This is a genomic window from Lacisediminihabitans sp. (assembly GCF_036404185.1).
Taxonomy (GTDB): Bacteria; Actinomycetota; Actinomycetes; order Actinomycetales; family Microbacteriaceae; genus Lacisediminihabitans.
Map to the genome: position 1 here is coordinate 1 of NZ_DASWPB010000172.1, position 17431 is coordinate 17431.

Here is a 17431-nt window from a genome sequence, read left to right on the forward strand (position 1 = left end):
CGGCCACGACGTGCTGAAACGAGACTGCTTTCCCCCGCTCCGACACGGGCCAAGCGAAACGACGGCTGGCAACGCTCTACGGCGAGGTTTGAGAACCAACCCGCCAGGTCGAGCCCGCGCACAAGGCTCAAACCGCCGTGCACGTTCGTAGAGAGTTTGAGAACTTTTCCCCGGCCCTGAAAACCTTGGCTTCCCGCCTGTCTCGCGGTGCCTACAAGCGTAGCGAGCGGCCTTCGGAGCCCTCGATCACCGATGACCGGGGCCGGCTGATCCGTTCAGTTGGGAAGACTCAAACTTTTCTGAGCGCCGTCCAGATCGACGAACTCGTGGCCCTGTACGGCGAGGGACTGAGCATCGCCGAGGTCAGCAGGAAGTTCGGCATCTACACCAGGACGGCGGCTGCGCACCTTATTCGTCGCTCGGTCCCGCTCCGCCAGAGAGGCCTCGCAGCGGCGGACACTCCCGAAGCTGTGCGTCTGTACGAGAGCGGACTGACGCTCGTGGAGGTCGGGCTACGGTTCGGCGTCAGCCAGCAGGCAGTAAGAAGGGCAGTAGCCGCGGAAGGCGTTGAGATTCGCCCCCGCGGCCGCCGCCCTCAACTCACACCGTGAGCGCCGGCATGTGACGGCAGTCGGATCGGCCACATTCAGTTCCGTGGCCACGACGGGCCTGACCCTGTGATCGAGCCATCGTCACCAGGGGGCGGCGCGCGAAGCCGCGCCAGCCGTCGTTGCTGGGCACCCGGCAAGACCGGGCTGGAATGGAGTCGTCGCAGCCACGCGGCGAGAGGGCCGGTGGGGGCTTATATGGTCACGACAACCTTGCCGTGGACGTGCCTGGTCGCCTGCAGGCGCACGGCGTCGTGGATCCGCTCGATCGGGAAGCTCGCGGCGATCGGCACGCGGAGCCGCCCGGTGAGCAGCGCGTCGACGATCGTGTCCATCGCACCCGGCTCGACGCCTGCGGCACCCGTGACGCGGACGCCGGCCGGGACCGCGCCTCCTGCGGCCACGGCGGCGATTCGCGCCGGCGCGACCCCGAGCTCGAGCGCGGCGTGCACGACCTCCGTCCCGTACAGGTCGATCGCAGCGGTCACCGGCGCGAAGCCGGACGCCGCGAGGCGCTGCTCCAGGCCGGGACCGTACGCGATCGGCTCCGCGCCCAGATCCCGCAGAAACGACTCCGTCGAGGGAGAGCCGGTACCGAGGACCTGCGCACCGCGCAGCCGTGCCAGCTGGACAGCGAACACTCCAACACCGCCGGCGGCGCCCCCGACGAGCAGCGTGTCGCCCGCACCGGGACGAACGGCCGCCACGGCCGCCACGGCCGTCAGCCCGGCGACGGGCAGCGTGCTGGCGATCTCGTCCGAGATCGCGGCCGGGGTGCGGAAGACCAGATCACCCGCGCCGATGAGGAGATGGTCGGCGGCGGCCCGGCTCGGCACGCTGCCGAACACCCGGTCGCCGAGGGTGTAGCCGAGGGACCCGTCGCCGACCTCGTCGACGGTCCCGGCGAAGTCATGAGCGAATCCCGCAGGCAGCGAGACCCCGAAGGCGGCGGCCAGCCGGGGGCTCGCCGCGACCATCCAGTCCATCGGGTTCAGGCCGATCGCCCGGACGTGCACGCGCACCTCGCCGGGGCCGGCGTGCGGCTCGGGCGTCGAGCGCAGCGACAGCACCTCCGGACCGCCGAACCGGTCGACCATGACGACGCGGCTCACCGGCCTCCTCCCTGTTCGTCGTCCGCGCCCGGCGCGAAGAACCGGGCGATCGCGTCGTCGGCGAGACCCGGGACGCTCTCGGCCGGCACGACGCCGCAGTTCACGAGTCCGGCGATCCCCTGGAGTGTGGCGAGGAAGACGGTCGCCGCGCGCCCCTCTTCGTCATGGGGGAACAGATCCTGGATCGGCGCGAAGGCGGCCGTCGCACTGCGACCGATTGCCTCCGCGTCCCGGCCGTCCTCGTGCCGGAACATCACCTCGACCAGCTTGGCCTCGCCGATAGCGAAATCGAGATAGGCGTCCGCCGCCCGTCTGGCCCGGACTCCCGGCTCATCGTCGGACGCGACGGCATCGCGGATCCGCTCGGCCAGCACGGCGAACCCCGCGACGGAGAGCGCGTCCAGAAGCTGACCCCGGTCCGCGAAGTGCCGCGCGGGCGCTGCGTGCGAGACGCCGACGTCGCGGGCGAGCTCGCGCAACGACAGCGCGTCGGCCCCCCGCTCTCTGAGCACGGCGATCGCGCGGTCGAGCAGCGCTTCGCGGAGATTGCCGCGCCGGTATTGAACACCCTCAGCCACGAGAACATCATATCGTGCCGAGTAGGCATTGACAACAAAGCTGTCAATGCCTACAGTGAGCGCATGCCTCGCCTTTCCTCCAGCTCTCAAATCCCCGATCAGTCCAGCCGCGTCGCCGTGGTCACCGGCGCCAACAGCGGCATCGGATTCGCTGCCGCCAAAGCACTCGCGTCCAAAGGTGCTCGGGTGATCCTCGCCGTTCGGGATCCGAACAGGGGCCGGGCCGCGGTTGATGCGATCGGAGCGCGGGCCGAGACGCGGCGCCTCGACCTGTCATCGCTGTCCTCGGTGCACGAGTTCGCCGACGCCCTCTCCGGACCCGTCGACTACCTGATCAACAACGCCGGCGCGATGAGCGACGTGAGACGGGTCACTGCAGACGGCTTCGAGAGCCAGTTCGGCGTGAACCACCTCGGGCATTTCGCGCTGACGAACCTCCTGCTCGACCGCATCACCGACCGCGTCGTGACCGTGACCTCCAGTGCCCACAGCTCCGCGAAGATCGACTTCGACGACCTGCAATGGGAACGCCGCCCGTACAGCCCGTTCGGCGCCTATGGGCAGTCCAAGCTCGCCAACCTGCTCTTCACCACGGAACTCCAGCGACGCCTCGAGGCCGCCGGCTCCGCGGTGCGCTCGACGGCGGCCCACCCAGGCTGGGCATCCACCGGCTTCACGATCACCAGCGGAAACCGGGCACTCGACGCCCTCAGCGCCATCGGCACCCGCCTGATGGCCCACGGGCCCGAGAAAGGCGCTCTCCCTACCCTCCTCGCCGCCACGGGAGACATCCCTGGCGGAAGCCTCGCCGGGCCAAGCCGCTTCGGAGTCCGCGGACCGGCCACCGTCACTGAACCCTCGCGGGCGGCGCGCGATCTCGACGTCGCTCGGCGGCTCTGGACGGCCTCCGAAGCGCTCACGGACACGTCATTCCCGTTGGTCGCACGGCCGTAGCGCACGGTATCGGCGTCTCGTTCGGGAAGCCGGTGGGGCTGTGTCCCGGGATGGCTCGAGCGATCGCAGGCCCCGGTCGGTCAGGCAGCCGACGCACTCGCCCCGACACGGCGACCGAGCTAACCCTCGCCGCGATGCAACCTCAGCTCGGGGCCGGTCATCCACCCGCCGTTCGCCAACATCGCCGCAGCATCCGACGCACCCGCGGAACCGGGTGCTGAGCCTCCACGAGGCCGTCCGCGACGAAGACGCCCACGTGGCGCTGGCCGCGTGAGTTGGAAAAAGCGACCCCGACTCAGGCCCCGACCGGATCGCCGAGCGATACTGGCAGCTCGTGCACCGCGCGCAGCACGTCGACCTGCTCCGGCATGACAACATCCTCGGAAGCTGACATGCGCGGCCCCCACTGCCTACAGGATGGGATCAACGTCGCCGGAAGGGCGGCCCGCTGCACGCCTGAGTCCACCGTCATCAGCCCGACCAGCCGACATCCCTAGGGAGAAGGTTCGAGAGCTCACGCGACAGGTCATCCCGACGCACAAGGCTCGAACTTTTTGTGCCCCCGGCAGGATTCGAACCTGCGACCAAGAGATTAGAAGGCTCCTGCTCTATCCCCTGAGCTACGGAGGCGGGGAGGGATTAACGATACCGCAGGGCCACGGGAGCCCAGGAATACGGGCGAAGGGCATCGCCGAGGCGGCACGAAAAAACTTGTCACGCGTAGGGACCTTCGGCACTGTCTGGGGATTCGCCGAGAGACCAAACTTTAGCCATAGAGAAACAAACCTCCCAATCAAACTTTCAGAAATAAAGAGATCGAGGATCGATATGACTACCACCGCCGCACCCGCACAGAGGGTCGCAACCGCTACCCCCGTCGTCGCCGAGGCCACCCTGGTTACCAGCGTCGCCGGGCGCCGCATGCTCGCGGTGCTCCGTTACGCCGTCGGGTTCATCTTCCTGTGGGCATTCTTTGACAAGACCTTCGGCCTGGGATTCTCGACCCTGTCCAAGGGCGCCTGGATCCACGGCGGATCCCCGAGTTCAGGCTTCCTGAAGTTCGGAACCGTCGGACCGCTCAAGGGCTTCTTCGCCTCCCTCGCCAGCGTTCCCGTCGACATCCTGTTCATGCTCGGCATGCTCGGCGTCGGTGCAGCCGTGATGCTCGGCATCGGTGTCCGCGTCAGCGCGGTCATCGGCAGCTTCATCCTGCTGCTCATGTACCTGGCCGAGTGGCCCTTCGGCGCCAACGCGGCCTCGACCAACCCGATCGTCGACTACCACATCATCTTCGCCCTCTCCCTCATCGTCATCGCGATTCTCTCCGCGGGTGACACCTGGGGCTTCGGCAAGACCTGGAAGTCCCTGCCAATCGTCAAGAACAACCGCTGGCTGATCTAGTCCGCCAAAACCGGATGCCCCGCCTCACCCGTCAGGGTGGCGCGGGGCATCCGTCGTTAACGAGCAGAACCGCAAGGAAGAGCCGACCGCTCGGACGGGCGGTTCAGACCGCCTTGGCGAGGGCGACGAGCACCTGGTTGAGGGTCGGCGCGCCCTCCGCGCGGAAGACCTCGGAGCCCTCGCCGTCGAGCACGACGACGGTCGGGGTGGAACGGATGCCCGCCCGCTCCGCCTCCTCGAGATTGCTCGCGACGTCGAGCTCCGCGATCCTCAGGGCAGGGACGAGCCTGGACGCCTGGTCGAGCACGGCCCTCGTCTGGATACAGGGATCGCAGAACGACGAGGAGAAGAAGATCAGCTGCACAGAGGCGCTAACCATCGCGGGCGGGGGAGGATTCCCTACTGGCGGTCGCCGCGGTCTTCCGGGGCCTCGATGGGCTCGCTGTCCTTCGGGTCGTAGACGTAGGTGACGTGGTACTGGCCGCCTACCTCGGCGACGGATGCCCGGGTGTAGTCGATCAGCGTCTCCTTGCCGTCGACGGCGGTGAGGACGGTGATCTCGGCGTCGAAACCGCCGTCGGTGCTGATGCGGGTATCGGTCTGGCCGTCGTTCGGGCCGCCCTGGAAGATGACGATGTACTCGTCGCCGCGGGTGATGGTCGGTTCTGCGTCAGTCATCCTGCATTACTACCAGACAACGATGAGGGAAGCGACTCCCGCCACGGCGGAGGCCAGAGCGATCACGAGCGCGGCGACCACGAGGACGAGGTGCACGGTGAGGAACCGCGTCGGCCGACCCGCGGCATCCCTGGCCCGTGGATCCTTCGCCACCCTCCGGTAGAAGGTCGGCCAGGTGAGGGCGTTGAACACGGCATTGAGGAGAAGGAGCAGACCCACGACGACGTTCACGCCACGAGCCTAGGACATCCCGATTACTTAGCCTTGCTATATAGCTGCGCTATATACTGGGGTGATGTCGAACAATCCGGGAACCCTCCTCCAAGGCCTCATCGTCTCCGCCAACCGGCTGACGCGCATCGCCGCGCAGTCGACGGGGACCACCACGCCGGCATCCGTCTGGCGCACACTGTCGATCCTCGTCACCGACGGGCCGATGCGGATCGGCGACCTCGCCAGGGCCAGCCGCATCAGCCAGCCGTCGATGACGAAGGTGCAGCAGCACCTCGTCGAAGAGGAGCTCGTCTACCGCATCGCCGACGTCGAGGACTCCAGGGCCTGGCTGATCGCGATCACCCCGAAGGGAACTCGGGCCCTCGAGGAGTGGCGTTCCCAGCTCGCCGAGGCACTGAGCCCGCTCTTCTCCGACCTCTCCGAGGAGGAGACCGCCGTTCTCGAGCGAGCCGTCGGCATCCTGCAGGAACGGACCGACACGAAATGGAAGGCGGCCTGATGGCGCAGCACGGCACGAACGCGGGAACGAGCATCCTCAGACAGTCCAAGGAGGTGTGGGCGGTCGCCTTCGCCTGTGTCGTCGCCTTCATGGGCATCGGACTCGTCGACCCCATCCTGCCCGCCATCGCCAGCGAGCTGAAGGCCACCGCCGCCCAGACGGAGCTGCTCTTCACGAGCTATCTGCTCATCACCGGCGTAATGATGTTCTTCACGAGCTGGATCTCGAGCAGGATCGGCGCCAAGAAGACGCTCATGATCGGTCTCGGGTTCATCGTCGTCTTCGCGCTGCTGGCCGCCCTGAGCGGCAGTGTGGGGGCCGTGATCGGATTCAGGGCCGGATGGGGACTCGGCAACGCCCTGTTCATCTCCACCGCGCTGTCCACCATCGTCGGGGCCGCGAGCGGCGGCACCTCGTCCGCCATCGTGCTCTACGAGGCCGCACTGGGCCTCGGCATCGCCATCGGCCCCCTGCTCGGCGGGCTGCTCGGCAGCCTGAGCTGGCGCGGTCCGTTCTTCGGCACCTCGGCGCTCATGGCCATCGCCTTCATCGCGATCCTCGTCCTGCTCGGCAAGACGGACAGGGCCGATCGGGTGCCGACGTCCTTCTCCGCGCCCTTCAGAGCCCTCGGCAACCCGGCCCTGGCGATCCTCGCGGCCGCGGCCCTGTTCTACAACATCGGGTTCTTCACCCTGCTCGCGTGGACGCCCTTCGCCCTGCCGGAGGGCACGACCGCCATTCAGCTCGGCCTCATCTTCTTCGGCTGGGGCCTGGCGGTCGCCGTCACCTCGGTCTGGATCGCCCCGCTGCTGACCGCCAGGCTCAACCGCACGACGGTGCTCATCGTCATGCTGCCCCTGCTCGCCATCGACCTCGTCGCGGCGGGGCTCATCGCCGGGACCGCGACCGGGCTGATCGTCTGTGTGATCGTCGGCGGACTGCTGCTCGGCATCCTCAACACGGTGCTGACCGAGTCCGTCATGGAGGCCACCGACCTGCCGCGCTCGGTGGCGTCGTCGGCGTACTCCGGCGTCCGCTTCCTCGGCGGGGCCGTCGCTCCCCCGCTCGCCGCGCAGCTCGCCCTCTGGTTCGGCAACGAGGCGACCCCCTACTTCTTCGCCGCCGGCTCCGTGCTGCTCGCCTCGATCCTCATCGCGGCGGGCGTCAGGCGGCTGGGACGGATCAACGAGGCGGCCGAGGGGCCACTGGAGGAGGCCGAGGCCATCGGCACGGGTGAGCCCGCCTAGCGAGCCCCACCGTGGACGTCGGCGCACGACGGTAGAATTCGGGAATGCCTTCTAGTTCCGACCGCCTTGTCTGGATCGACTGCGAAATGACGGGACTCGACGTCGAGATCGACGAGCTCGTCGAGGTCGCCGTCGTGGTCACCGACTTCGATCTCAACGTCCTCGACCCTGGCTTCGACATCGTCATCAAGCCCGACCAGAGCGCGCTCGATCACATGAACGACTTCGTCACCCAGATGCACACGAGCTCCGGGCTGCTCGAGGCGATCCCGGACGGGGTGAGCCTCGCGGACGCCGAGTTCGCCGTCCTCGAGTACATCCTCAAGTTCGTCCCGACCGAGCAGCACGCCCCCCTGGCAGGCAACACGATCGGCACCGACCGCACCTTCCTCGCCAAGTACATGCCGCGCGTGGACAAGCACCTGCACTACCGCAACGTCGACGTCTCCTCGATCAAGGAGCTGTCCCGGCGCTGGTTCCCGCGGGTGTACTTCAACGCCCCGGCCAAGGACGGCGGGCACCGCGCCCTCGCGGACATCCTCGAGTCCATCAGGGAGCTGCACTACTACCGCAAGGCCGTCTTCGTCGCACCTCCCGGCCCGACGACGGAAGAGGTCCAGGCCATCTCGGCCGACGTCGTGGCCGAGTTTCTGCCCCGATTGCAAACGGAGCTTCCGCACCTGTAATAGTATTGTCCGGGTTGTGTCGGTCACGAAATATCGTGGGCGGCACGCATGGTGGTCGTAGCTCAGTTGGTAGAGCGCTGGCTTGTGGAGCCGGATGTCGCGGGTTCGAGCCCCGTCGATCACCCCAATAGACAAAAGGCTTCGCATCATGCGGAGCCTTTTGCCGTTGTGGAAGGGTGGGGCTGGTGGCCGAGGTGCTGGAGCGACCGGAGAGGGTCGAGCAGACCGCGCTCGACTCGCCCTGGGTGACGATCGTCTGGAACGATCCCGTCAACCTCATGAACTACGTCTCCTACGTGTTCCGCAGCTACTTCGGCTTCTCCAGGCAGGAGGCCGATCGGCGCATGCTGCAGGTCCACAACGAGGGCAGGGCCGTGGTCGCGGCGGGGCCACGGGAAGAGATGGAACGTCACGTCGAGGCCATGCACGACTTCGGCCTCTGGGCCACCCTCGCGAAGGCGGACGAATGAGGGGGTTCACCAGGGAGCGCGGTGGGTATCGCGCGGACTTCGCGCCGGAGGAGGCGGCGATGCTCGCCGATCTCGCCCGGCAGGTCGCTGGCCTCGTCGAATCGCGCTCCGGACGGCTGGACCCCGCGCTGCTGCGGCTGCTCCCCGACGCCTACCCGGAGGACCCGGAGGCCTCCGCCGAGTTCCGCCGCTTCACCGACGACGACCTGGCCTCGCGCAAGATCGTCAACGCCGGCATCCTCGCGGGCTCCCTCGCCGAGGCGGCCGCGGCCTCGGCGCCGACCCGGGTGCGCCTGGACGAGGAGACCGCACAGGCCTGGATGCGCGCGCTCACCGACATCCGGCTCACCCTGGCGGCCAGACTGGGCATCGAACACGACGAGGACGAGGGCGACGATCCGGCCTTGCGTCTCGTGTACGACTGGCTCGGGTTCGTGCAGGGCTCCCTCGTGGACGCGGTGGACCGCTGATGCATGGCGTGGATGCCGCGGAGTTCGAACGACTCGTCGTCGAGCAGCTCGACCTGCTCCCCGACGACGTGATGAACAGGCTCGTCAACGTCGGCTTCGTCACGGAGGACCGGCCGGCGGACGGATCGCTCGGCCTGCTCGGCGAATACGACGGCGTCGACATCACCAGACGGGCCGACTACGGCTTCGGTGAGCTGCCCGACCGCATCGTGCTCTACCGCGAGCCGCTGCTCGCCCACTGCACGGGGCTCGAGGATCTCAAGGAGCAGATCCACGTGACCCTCGTGCACGAGATCGGCCACTACTTCGGCATCGACGACGCGGAGCTGCACGACCTCGGCTGGGGCTGAGCGCCGCCCTAGCCGACCACGAGGGGCAGCGACTCGTCGGCGGACCACTCCTCGAGCGAGCCGTCGTAGATGCGCACGGCGGTCACTCCGAGCTCGGCGAGGGTGATCGCGTTGCCGGACGCGGAGATGCCTCCGCCGCAGTACAGCAGCACCTCCTCCTCGCCGGTGACCCCCTGGGCGATGTACGCCTCGCGCAGCTCGTTCTCGCCCCTGACGGTTCCGTCTGCCGCGTACAGGTCGCGCGAGGACACGTTGACACTCCCCGGGATATGGCCGCGCCGGGAGTACCGGGTCGGCTCCGCGCCGGTGAAGATGCCGGACGGCAGGCCGCAGACCAGGGGGCGCCCGTCCGATTCCGCGCGGCCGGTGAGCTTCTCCTTGGTGATCCACGCCTCCCGCACCGCGCTCGCCCGCCATGCCGAAACGGAGGCGGGCAGGGGCTGCTCCCCCGCCTCGACGGGCCGCCCCGACCCCTTCCAGGCGTCGAGACCGCCGTCGAGCACCCGGGCATCAACCCCGATCCAGGTCAGCAGATACCAGAGCCTGGCCGCCCAGAGGCCGCCCGTCGCGTCGTAGATCACGACCTCGGTGTGCTCGCCGACGCCGATCCTGGCGAGCTCGTCGGCGATCGCCTGCGGCTCCGGATGCGTGTAGTGGAAGGCCGCGGTCGGGTCAGAGAACTGGGTCGAGACATCCACGTGCTGCGAGGTCGGGATGTGACCCTCCAGCCAGAGCGGACGCCCGGATTCGCGACGGTAGTCGCCGTCGAAGCGGGCCGGATGCAGCACGAGGCTCGCATCGAGGACGGCCGGCGGGCGCGAGGAGCTCAGGGCCGCGGTGAGTTCTGTGACGGTGACGAACGGTGAAGGCATGGTTAAAACGCTAACCCAGCGCGGGCAGCTCGTGACCGTCGACGATCGCATCGGCCAGATCCCGGGGATGCTCGCGATCGAAGAACCGCCTCTCCTGGGCTGCCCAGCGGTCCCAGTGCGGGGCATAGGCGTCGCCGTCCCGGTCGAGGGCGCGGGCCTTGCGCGTCGGGGCGTCGAGGTCCACCCAGATGCCGAAGGTCGCCAGCTCCCGGTTGCGTGCGCTCAGGCTGCCTGACCCCTCGACGACGAGTGGCCGCCGCGGGTCGAGGTCGTGCCACTCGGCCGGACGATCCGCGATCCAGTCCCAGCGCCGCCAGCGGGACTCCGCAGACAGCACGTGGTCGTGGACGTGGTCGCTGCCGGCGTCGAGGCCGTCCCAGCCGGGATAGATGTCATCGAGCCGGACGAGCTGGGCGCCGATCGCCGCGGCGATGAGCGGCGCGAGGGTGGTCTTGCCGGAGCCGGAACCCCCGTCGATGAGCACGACCGGCCGGTCGGCCACCGCCACCCGGTCGATCAGCCCGCCGAGGTCGACGGTCACGACAGCACGAACTTCCAGGTGCCGGCGACGACGGCCGCGACCACCGCGAGTGCCGGGATGACCGCCGCGAGCGTCACGAAGGCCCATTCGCGCCACCCGAAGACGGATGCCCGCGCCCAGGTCCTTGGGCGATCGGAGCCGAAGCCCTTCGCCTCCATCGCCGTCGCCAGCTTGCTCCCCCGTCGCACCGACAGCACGAGCAGCGAGAAGCCCTGGCGCGCGATCCGGACGATCAGATTGCTGTCACCGACCCCGCGCGCCCTACGGGCGAGGGCGAGGAACCGCCAGTCCTCGATGAACAGGCCGACCAGCCGGAGGCCGGCAAGACCGCCGAGGACAAACCGCGCCGGCAGTCGCAGCACCTGGCCGAGGCCGTCGGCGAGATCGGTCGGATCGGTGGTGGCGAACAGCACGATGCCGGGCAGACCGATGGCGAGGATGCGCAACGCGATCGCCAGCCCGAGCGACAGGGAGCCGTCGGTGACCGACACGAACCCCCACTGCCAGAGCGTCGACCCGGAGTCCTCCCCGTAGAGCACCGTGGTCAGACAGGCAAGCGGCGCGGCGAACCAGAGCGTCGCCGTGCGGAGCCAGAACTGACGCGACGACAGGCCGGAGAAGGGCAGGAGCACCGCCTCCAGGGCGAGGGCGACGAGGGCGGAGACCCAGTCGATGGAGAGCAGAAGGGCGATGGCGATGAGGATCGAGCCGACCAGCTTGGCGACCGGATTGATCCGCGCGATGACGCTCGGACGGATGTCCGGCACGATGAGGCTCATCGCAGCACCTCGACGACGGGGGCGGTCAGCCTGAGCTCGCGCTCGGCGACCGCCTCGACGAAGTCGGCGTCATGGGTCACGGCGAGCAGCGCTATCCCCTCGTCGAGGAGCTCGGCGAGCAGGTCGACGAGCTGCTGCCAGGTGCGGGAGTCCTGGCCGAAGGTCGGCTCGTCCAGGAGGAGCAGCCGCGGCCGGGTGGCCAGGGCCGTCGCCACCGAGAGGCGCCGCTTCTCCCCGCCGGAGAGCGTGAACGGATTCGCGCCGGCGAGACGGCCGAGATCGAGGCGTGCGAGCAGCTCGTCCACCCGCTCCGTCACCTCACCGGGCGGCAGCCCGAGGGCACGGAGGCCGACGGCCAGCTCCGCCCGGACATCCGACGCCAGGAACTGGTGTTCCGGGTCCTGGAAGACCATTCCGACCCGGGTCAGCAGCTGCTTCGATCGCCAGCGGTGCGGCGAGTCGCCGAGGCCCGCGGCGAGCGGGGCCTCCGCGGAGAGCCGGCCGCCGGCCGGCTTGAGCAGACCGGAGAGGGTGAGCGCGAGCGTCGACTTCCCGACGCCGTTCTCCCCGGTGATCGCCACGGCGTCCCCGGAGCGCACGAGCAGATCGATGCCGGAGTTGACCACCGTCGGCACCCGGCGCCCGAACTCCACCCGGCCGATGGCGAGCCCGGATGCCGCGAGCAGCGGCACGCGGTCCCCGTCCGGCATCGGGGCGCGACGGGGGCGATGGGGAGGGAAGTCGGGAACCCAGACGCCCGCCGCGGCCAACTGCCCGCCGCGGTCGCGGAGGACCTCGGTCGGCGAGCCGTCGGCGAGCAGGCCGCCCCCGGCATCCAGCACGATCACCCGGTCGACCAGGTCCAGCCAGACCGCGACCCGGTGCTCGATCACGACGAGCGTCGCACCGGAGGTCTCGAGCACCCGGCCGACCGCGTCCCGCACCTCGCCGACCCCCTCCGGATCGAGGTTCGCCGTCGGCTCGTCGAGCAGGAGCAGCCTCGGCCGCATGGCGATCACTCCGGCCAGTGCGAGCCTCTGCTTCTGTCCCCCGGAGAGCGTCGAGGTCGGGTGATCGAGGGGAAGGTCGAGGCCGACCTCGGCCAGCGCCTCCGGAACCCGGCGCCAGATCTCCTCACGGGGCACACCGAGGTTCTCGCAGGCGAAGGCGACGTCGTCGCCCACCCGCGCGAGCACGACCTGCGAATCGGGATCCTGCAGGACCAGACCCGCCTCGCCGCGCGCGCTCTCCGGGCGATGTCCGTCGATGAGCAGCTCACCGACGCCGTCCCCCTCCTCGTCGCCGCCGAGCACGCCGGCGAGCGCCTGGATCAGGGTGGACTTCCCCGCTCCCGAGCGTCCGAGCAGGAGCACCCGCTCGCCGGGAGAGATGTCGAGGTCGAGGTCGCTGATCGCGGGGGCGCGACGGGAGGCGTGGCGCCATCCCCAGCCCCGCGCGGTCACGTGCGCGCCGCCCGACCTCCCTCCCGGCATCGGACCGCTCACGCCCTGGGCACGGCCCCACGCCCGGCGGCGAATCGGTTGAGCGCACCCGTTCGCGCGAGCCCCCTCGCCGCCAGCCAGGACAGCAGGCCGGCGATGACCGCCCCGGAGATCACTGCAGAGACGAAGTAGAGCGCCTTGAACCCGAAATCGAGCGCGGCGTAATCGGTGAAGTTCGTGTCGAGCAGGCCTGTCGTCGCGCCCGCGGCGGCTCCGGAGAGCAGCACGACCCCCAGCCGCCAGTTGGCGTAGAGGAAGGCCGCGAGAACGATCTCGGCCCCGAGCCCCTCGACGATGCCCCAGATGAGGGTGGAGAAGCCCCACTGCGTTCCGACGAGCATGGAGACGACCGCGGCGATCACCTCCGTGTAGAGGGCGGCACCCGGCTTGCGGATGACGATCCCGCCGAGCACCCCGGCGAACAGCCAGCCGCCGGCGAGCAGGCCGGCGAGCCCCGGCGCGAAGGCGAGGAGGGTGCTGAGCGGCGTCCAGGCCAGGCCCCAGGCCCAGAAGATGACGCCGCTGGCGACGCCGATGACGCTCGCCACGACGATGTCGACGACGCGCCATCGGATGACGCGCCTGGTTGTTGTTGCCTTGTCGGCGATTGTTGACTGCACGTGTCGTGCCCTTCCGCTTGGTGAAAGAGGGCACGGGTGAAGATCGCGGCCGGCGGCCGCAACCCGGAGAGAATATCTGCCTCCCTGCGCTGGCATGATCCAGATCAGGTTCGACGGTCGAAGCTTGGAGAAGCTTCCTCTCAGCCCGGCTCACCGGACTCCCGTGTTCAGAGACAACTATAGAGTCAGCGGCGCGCGTTTGCAGCCCGGTCGTCCTAGAGTGATGCCCGGACGACCGAACGAGCGGGAGGGGCCGGATGCCGAGACAGAGACGTCCGACGATCGCCGACATCGCCGCGGAGGCCGGCGTGTCGAAGATGGCGGTGTCGTTCGCACTCGGCGGGCGACCGGGGGTCTCCGAGGACACCCGCGAACGCATCCGGGCCATCGCCGACCGCCTGGGCTGGCAGCCGAACTCCGCCGCCAGGTCGCTGTCCGCAGCCAGGGCGGGCGCCGTCGGCCTCGTGCTCGCGCGCCCCGCCACCGACCTCGGCACGGACACGTTCTACATGCAGCTGCTCGCCGGCCTCGCCTCGGAGCTCTCCGACCACTCGACGGCGTTTGTGCTGCAGGTTGCGGCCGACCTCGACCGGGAGCTGGAGATCTACACGGCCTGGGCGGCGCAGCGACGCGTCGACGCCGTGCTCGTCACCGACCTCAGGGTGGACGATCCGCGCCCGGCGCACCTGGCCTCCCTCGGCCTTCCCGCGGTGGTGCCCGGTGCCGACGACGCGCCCGCCGGGCTGCGCAGCGACGACGCCGGGGCGATGGACCGGGTGCTCGACCACCTGACCGGACTCGGGCACGTCCGGATCGCGCGGGTCACCGGGCCGCACGAGTTCCAGTACACCCAGCGTCGTGGGGAGGCCTTCGTCGGGGGCCTCGCGGCTCGCGGGCTCACCGGAACGATCATCGAGGCGTCGACCTCGTCGGTCGTCGACCTGATGCGTTCGCCGAAGCGCCCCACCGCGATCGTCTTCGACACCGATCTGCTGGCCGTCACCGGGACGGCCGCGATCCGCGCCGCCGGCTTCGCGGTCCCTCACGACGTCTCGATCGTCGCCTGGGACGGCTCCCTGCTCGTCGACGTCATCGACCCGCCGCTCACCTCGCTCAAACGCGACGTCTTCGCCCTCGGCAGGAGGGCCGCGACCGAGCTGGTCAGGGTGGCCGACGGCGGGCTGGATGCGCCGGACGACACCGACTACTCCGCACCGCATCTGCGCGTCCGCGGGAGTTCGGGACCGCCTCCCCCTGAGATCGCCGGCGAGAGCTCCCCGGCGATAGCTTTACCGGTATAGTTGGAACCCGGACCACAGGAGGACCACCATGCAGGCCACGTACCGACCCCTCACCGACGGCTGGAGCCTGAGGCTCGTCGACACGGACGTCCCCGCCGCCGCCGAGGTCGTCGCGGCGCAGCCGATCCCGGCCACCGTGCCGGGCAGCGTGCACACCGACCTGCTGGCCGCCGGCCTCATCCCCGACCCCTACCTCGACCTCAACGAGCTCGTGGTCGACTGGGTCGGTCGCCGCAGCTGGGCATACAGCACGACCTTCGACTGGCACCTCACCGAGGGCGCCGTCGTGGAGCTCGTCTGCGACGGTCTCGACACCATCGCCACCATCACCCTCAACGGCAGGACCATCGCCACCACGGCGAACATGCACCGCCGGTACCGGTTCCCGCTCGGGGCGGCGCTCGTCGAGGGGACGAACGCCCTCGAGGTGACCTTCGCCTCGGCCTGGGACTTCGCCGAGGCGGCGAGGGAGGAGCAGGGCGCGCTCCCCAACGCCTATCCGGCGCCGTTCAACTTCATCCGCAAGATGGCCTGCAGCTTCGGCTGGGACTGGGGACCGACCACGGTCACGAGCGGCATCTGGCGCCCCATCGGCATCGCGGAGTGGAGCGGCGCGCGCCTGGGCGGCGTTCGACCGGAGGTCGGGGTCTCCGGCGACACCGGCACCGTCCGATTCGGGGTCGATCTGGTGTCCTCGCCATCGAACGAGGGCGATCTCACGCTGACGGCGACCATCGGCGGGCAGACCACGACGGTCACCGTTGACCGCTCGGAGTCGAGCGCCGCCCTCGAGATCGCCGTGCCACAGGCCAGGCTGTGGTGGCCGCTCGGTCTCGGCGACCAGCCGCTCTACGAGGCGCAGCTCGTTCTCAGCGACGGGGATGGGCGTGAGTTGGACCGCTGGACGCGCCGCCTCGGCTTCCGCACCGTCTCGCTCGACGTCGCACCGGATGCCGATGGCTCGCCATTCACGGTCGTCGTCAACAACGTCGCCGTACCGGTCCGCGGGGCGAACTGGATCCCGGACGACGCCTTCCCGCACCGCGTGGACCGGGCACGCCTGGAGCGACGGCTCGGCCAGGCCGTCGGGGCGAACATCAACCTGCTCAGGGTCTGGGGCGGCGGCGTCTACGAGAGCGACGAGTTCTACGACGTCTGCGACGAGCTCGGGATCATGGTCTGGCAGGACTTCCTCTTCGCCTGCGCCGCCTACCCGGAGGAGAACCCGCTCAGGGACGAGGTCGTCGCCGAGGCGGAGGACAACGTCGAGCGGCTCATGAGCCACCCGAGCCTGGTGCTCTGGAACGGCAACAACGAGAACATCTGGGGCTGGTTCGACTGGGACTGGCAGCAGCACCTTCGGGGACGCACCTGGGGTCTCGGCTACTACCTCGACCTGCTGCCCGCGGTCGTCTCGCGGATCGACCCCACCAGGCCGTACTGGCCGGGCAGTCCGTACTCCGGCAGCATGGACATCGCCCCGAACGCCGACGACCACGGGCTGCGCCACGTCTGGGACGTCTGGAACGAGAAGGACTACACCGCCTATCGCGACGTGCACCCCCGCTTCGTCTCCGAGTTCGGCTGGCAGGGACCGCCCACCTGGGCGACCCTCACCGAGTCCGTGCACGACGATCCGCTCCTGCCCGACTCCCCCGGCGTGCTGCACCACCAGAAGGCCAACGACGGCAACGGAAAGCTGGCCAGGGGTCTGGCCCCGCACCTCCCGGAGCCGCGGGACATGCAGGACTGGCACTTCCTCACCCAGGTGAACCAGGCGAGAGCCGTGAGCGTGGGAATCGAGCACTTCCGTTCGGAGCGTCCGCGCTGCATGGGCACCATCGTCTGGCAGCTCAACGACTGCTGGCCGGTCACCTCCTGGGCGGCGGTCGACGGCTACGGGCGCCTCAAGCCGCTCTGGTACGCGCTGCGGTCTTCCTACGCCACCCGCCTGCTCACCATCCAGCCCCGAGGCGACGGACTGTCCCTCGTCGCCGTCAACGACGGGGGCGAGAGCTGGCGCGAGCCCGTGGTGGTGCGCCGGATGGACCTCGACGGGACCGTCCTCGCGGAGTTCGGATCGCGCAGCGTCGTGGACCGGTTCGGCTCCGCCGAGCTGTCGCTCCCCGCGGACGTCGTGACCCCCGGAGATCCGGCACGCGAGCTCATCGTCGCCACGAGCACAACGGGCGTCCGCGCCCTGTGGTTCTTCGCGGAGGACAAGGACCTCGCACTGCCCGCGCCGCGGACGGAGATCTCCGTGCGTCGCCTGGACGACGGTGTCGAGCTGACAATTCGCGCGGCCACCCTCGTCAAGGATCTGTGTGTGTTCGCGGACCGCGTGGCTCCGGACGCCGTGGCGAGCGACATGCTCGTGACCCTGCTGCCCGGCGAGACGCGGATCATCACGGTGACCGGCGTGGACGCGGCGGACGCGGAACTGCTGACGAGGTCACCCGTGCTGCGAAGTCTCGGCGACGTGCTGACAGCAGAGGGGACAAGGCTCAGCTGAGCGCCGGGGGCACGAGG

General features: G+C 69.5%; 21 protein-coding genes, 2 tRNA genes and 1 riboswitch. Of the genes, 12 read left to right on the forward strand and 11 right to left on the reverse strand.

Going from position 1 to position 17431, the window contains the following annotated elements:
- The first annotated feature begins 137 nt into the window (after positions 1-137).
- Entirely contained in the window at positions 138-611 is a 474-nt protein-coding gene (locus VGC18_RS12190; RefSeq protein WP_331097733.1) for a hypothetical protein, read from the forward strand.
- 191 nt (positions 612-802) lie between these two features.
- On the opposite strand, the gene VGC18_RS12195 is transcribed toward VGC18_RS12190, so the two are convergent.
- Both VGC18_RS12195 and VGC18_RS12200 read right to left on the reverse strand, forming a co-directional pair.
- Positions 803-1720 carry an NADP-dependent oxidoreductase gene (locus VGC18_RS12195; protein WP_331097735.1) on the reverse strand — a complete coding sequence of 306 codons (918 nt, stop codon included), beginning with the start codon at positions 1718-1720 and terminating at the stop codon, positions 803-805.
- Positions 1717-2298 (reverse strand): TetR/AcrR family transcriptional regulator, encoded by a 582-nt coding sequence (locus tag VGC18_RS12200; protein ID WP_331097737.1) that lies wholly within the window; start codon positions 2296-2298, stop codon positions 1717-1719. Before VGC18_RS12200 ends, VGC18_RS12195 begins: the two co-directional genes overlap by 4 nt.
- A gap of 63 nt (positions 2299-2361) precedes the next feature.
- Between VGC18_RS12200 and VGC18_RS12205 the strand changes: the two genes are divergently transcribed.
- Positions 2362-3252, forward strand: a complete 891-nt coding sequence (locus VGC18_RS12205; protein WP_331097739.1) for an oxidoreductase — start codon at positions 2362-2364, stop codon at positions 3250-3252.
- Positions 3253-3809: 557 nt separating this feature from the next.
- Here the strand turns inward: VGC18_RS12205 and VGC18_RS12210 are convergent.
- A tRNA-Arg gene (locus tag VGC18_RS12210) sits at positions 3810-3882 on the reverse strand.
- Between the two features lie 198 nt (positions 3883-4080).
- Here VGC18_RS12210 and VGC18_RS12215 point away from each other — a divergent pair.
- Positions 4081-4653, forward strand: coding sequence for a DoxX family protein (locus VGC18_RS12215; RefSeq protein ID WP_331097741.1), 573 nt, complete (start codon positions 4081-4083; stop codon positions 4651-4653).
- 103 nt (positions 4654-4756) lie between these two features.
- Here the strand turns inward: VGC18_RS12215 and VGC18_RS12220 are convergent, their stop codons facing one another.
- From VGC18_RS12220 to VGC18_RS12230, 3 genes are read right to left on the reverse strand one after another with little or no spacing between them, the layout of a single operon-like run.
- On the reverse strand, positions 4757-5032 hold the full coding sequence (locus VGC18_RS12220; protein ID WP_331097743.1) for a thioredoxin family protein: 276 nt from the start codon (positions 5030-5032) through the stop codon (positions 4757-4759).
- Between the two features lie 20 nt (positions 5033-5052).
- The gene (locus VGC18_RS12225) at positions 5053-5331 is read right to left on the reverse strand and encodes an oligoribonuclease (RefSeq protein WP_331097745.1); all 279 of its coding nucleotides are present in this window, start codon (positions 5329-5331) and stop codon (positions 5053-5055) included.
- Positions 5332-5340: 9 nt separating this feature from the next.
- The gene (locus tag VGC18_RS12230; protein ID WP_331097746.1) at positions 5341-5562 is read right to left on the reverse strand and encodes an SCO4848 family membrane protein; all 222 of its coding nucleotides are present in this window, start codon (positions 5560-5562) and stop codon (positions 5341-5343) included.
- A gap of 64 nt (positions 5563-5626) precedes the next feature.
- Here VGC18_RS12230 and VGC18_RS12235 point away from each other — a divergent pair, with 64 nt between their 5' ends.
- From VGC18_RS12235 to VGC18_RS12265, 7 genes are all read left to right on the forward strand, one after another.
- Entirely contained in the window at positions 5627-6064 is a 438-nt protein-coding gene (locus VGC18_RS12235) for a MarR family winged helix-turn-helix transcriptional regulator (protein WP_331097748.1), read from the forward strand.
- Positions 6064-7311 carry an MFS transporter gene (locus tag VGC18_RS12240; protein ID WP_331097750.1) on the forward strand — a complete coding sequence of 416 codons (1248 nt, stop codon included), beginning with the start codon at positions 6064-6066 and terminating at the stop codon, positions 7309-7311. Before VGC18_RS12235 ends, VGC18_RS12240 begins: the two co-directional genes overlap by 1 nt.
- A gap of 44 nt (positions 7312-7355) precedes the next feature.
- Positions 7356-7997, forward strand: coding sequence for an oligoribonuclease (orn, locus tag VGC18_RS12245; RefSeq protein WP_331097752.1), 642 nt, complete (start codon positions 7356-7358; stop codon positions 7995-7997).
- 51 nt (positions 7998-8048) lie between these two features.
- Positions 8049-8124: transfer RNA gene (locus VGC18_RS12250), tRNA-His, on the forward strand.
- Positions 8125-8173: 49 nt separating this feature from the next.
- Entirely contained in the window at positions 8174-8467 is a 294-nt protein-coding gene (clpS, locus tag VGC18_RS12255) for an ATP-dependent Clp protease adapter ClpS (protein WP_414672885.1), read from the forward strand.
- Positions 8464-8937, forward strand: coding sequence for a DUF2017 family protein (locus VGC18_RS12260; RefSeq protein WP_331097756.1), 474 nt, complete (start codon positions 8464-8466; stop codon positions 8935-8937). The genes clpS and VGC18_RS12260 overlap by 4 nt, the downstream gene beginning before the upstream one ends.
- The gene (locus VGC18_RS12265; protein WP_331097758.1) at positions 8937-9287 is read left to right on the forward strand and encodes a metallopeptidase family protein; all 351 of its coding nucleotides are present in this window, start codon (positions 8937-8939) and stop codon (positions 9285-9287) included. Before VGC18_RS12260 ends, VGC18_RS12265 begins: the two co-directional genes overlap by 1 nt.
- 8 nt (positions 9288-9295) lie before the next feature.
- Here the strand turns inward: VGC18_RS12265 and VGC18_RS12270 are convergent, their stop codons facing one another.
- The 5 genes from VGC18_RS12270 to VGC18_RS12290 are packed head-to-tail and all read right to left on the reverse strand — an operon-like array spanning position 9296 to position 13601.
- Complete coding sequence (locus VGC18_RS12270) at positions 9296-10159, reverse strand: sulfurtransferase (protein ID WP_331097760.1); 864 nt, start codon at positions 10157-10159, stop codon at positions 9296-9298.
- 10 nt (positions 10160-10169) lie between these two features.
- On the reverse strand, positions 10170-10700 hold the full coding sequence (locus tag VGC18_RS12275; RefSeq protein ID WP_331097762.1) for an ATP-binding protein: 531 nt from the start codon (positions 10698-10700) through the stop codon (positions 10170-10172).
- Positions 10697-11479 carry an energy-coupling factor transporter transmembrane component T gene (locus VGC18_RS12280; protein ID WP_331097765.1) on the reverse strand — a complete coding sequence of 261 codons (783 nt, stop codon included), beginning with the start codon at positions 11477-11479 and terminating at the stop codon, positions 10697-10699. Before VGC18_RS12280 ends, VGC18_RS12275 begins: the two co-directional genes overlap by 4 nt.
- The gene (locus VGC18_RS12285) at positions 11476-12972 is read right to left on the reverse strand and encodes an ABC transporter ATP-binding protein (RefSeq protein WP_331097899.1); all 1497 of its coding nucleotides are present in this window, start codon (positions 12970-12972) and stop codon (positions 11476-11478) included. Before VGC18_RS12285 ends, VGC18_RS12280 begins: the two co-directional genes overlap by 4 nt.
- A gap of 8 nt (positions 12973-12980) precedes the next feature.
- Positions 12981-13601, reverse strand: coding sequence for an ECF transporter S component (locus tag VGC18_RS12290; RefSeq protein ID WP_331097767.1), 621 nt, complete (start codon positions 13599-13601; stop codon positions 12981-12983).
- 64 nt (positions 13602-13665) lie between these two features.
- A riboswitch (TPP riboswitch) is annotated at positions 13666-13777 on the reverse strand.
- Positions 13778-13858: 81 nt separating this feature from the next.
- Here VGC18_RS12290 and VGC18_RS12295 point away from each other — a divergent pair.
- Positions 13859-14902: a LacI family DNA-binding transcriptional regulator gene (locus VGC18_RS12295; RefSeq protein WP_331097769.1), complete on the forward strand. Its 1044-nt coding sequence runs from the start codon at positions 13859-13861 to the stop codon at positions 14900-14902.
- 28 nt (positions 14903-14930) lie between these two features.
- Positions 14931-17414, forward strand: coding sequence for a glycoside hydrolase family 2 protein (locus VGC18_RS12300; protein WP_331097771.1), 2484 nt, complete (start codon positions 14931-14933; stop codon positions 17412-17414).
- Positions 17415-17431 lie beyond the last annotated feature (17 nt).

Excerpts from the sequence above, each read along its gene's own strand:
- VGC18_RS12235 (WP_331097748.1), top strand. The coding sequence starts at position 5,627 with ATGTCGAACAATCCGGGAACCCTCCTCCAAGGCCTCATCGTCTCCGCC.
- orn (WP_331097752.1), top strand. The coding sequence starts at position 7,356 with ATGCCTTCTAGTTCCGACCGCCTTGTCTGGATCGACTGCGAAATGACG.
- VGC18_RS12295 (WP_331097769.1), top strand. The coding sequence starts at position 13,859 with ATGCCGAGACAGAGACGTCCGACGATCGCCGACATCGCCGCGGAGGCC.
- VGC18_RS12240 (WP_331097750.1), top strand. The coding sequence starts at position 6,064 with ATGGCGCAGCACGGCACGAACGCGGGAACGAGCATCCTCAGACAGTCC.
- VGC18_RS12300 (WP_331097771.1), top strand. The coding sequence starts at position 14,931 with ATGCAGGCCACGTACCGACCCCTCACCGACGGCTGGAGCCTGAGGCTC.
- VGC18_RS12225 (WP_331097745.1), bottom strand. The coding sequence starts at position 5,331 with ATGACTGACGCAGAACCGACCATCACCCGCGGCGACGAGTACATCGTC.
- VGC18_RS12215 (WP_331097741.1), top strand. The coding sequence starts at position 4,081 with ATGACTACCACCGCCGCACCCGCACAGAGGGTCGCAACCGCTACCCCC.
- VGC18_RS12205 (WP_331097739.1), top strand. The coding sequence starts at position 2,362 with ATGCCTCGCCTTTCCTCCAGCTCTCAAATCCCCGATCAGTCCAGCCGC.
- VGC18_RS12270 (WP_331097760.1), bottom strand. The coding sequence starts at position 10,159 with ATGCCTTCACCGTTCGTCACCGTCACAGAACTCACCGCGGCCCTGAGC.
- VGC18_RS12280 (WP_331097765.1), bottom strand. The coding sequence starts at position 11,479 with ATGAGCCTCATCGTGCCGGACATCCGTCCGAGCGTCATCGCGCGGATC.
- VGC18_RS12265 (WP_331097758.1), top strand. The coding sequence starts at position 8,937 with ATGCATGGCGTGGATGCCGCGGAGTTCGAACGACTCGTCGTCGAGCAG.
- VGC18_RS12220 (WP_331097743.1), bottom strand. The coding sequence starts at position 5,032 with ATGGTTAGCGCCTCTGTGCAGCTGATCTTCTTCTCCTCGTCGTTCTGC.
- VGC18_RS12260 (WP_331097756.1), top strand. The coding sequence starts at position 8,464 with ATGAGGGGGTTCACCAGGGAGCGCGGTGGGTATCGCGCGGACTTCGCG.
- VGC18_RS12285 (WP_331097899.1), bottom strand. The coding sequence starts at position 12,972 with ATGCCGGGAGGGAGGTCGGGCGGCGCGCACGTGACCGCGCGGGGCTGG.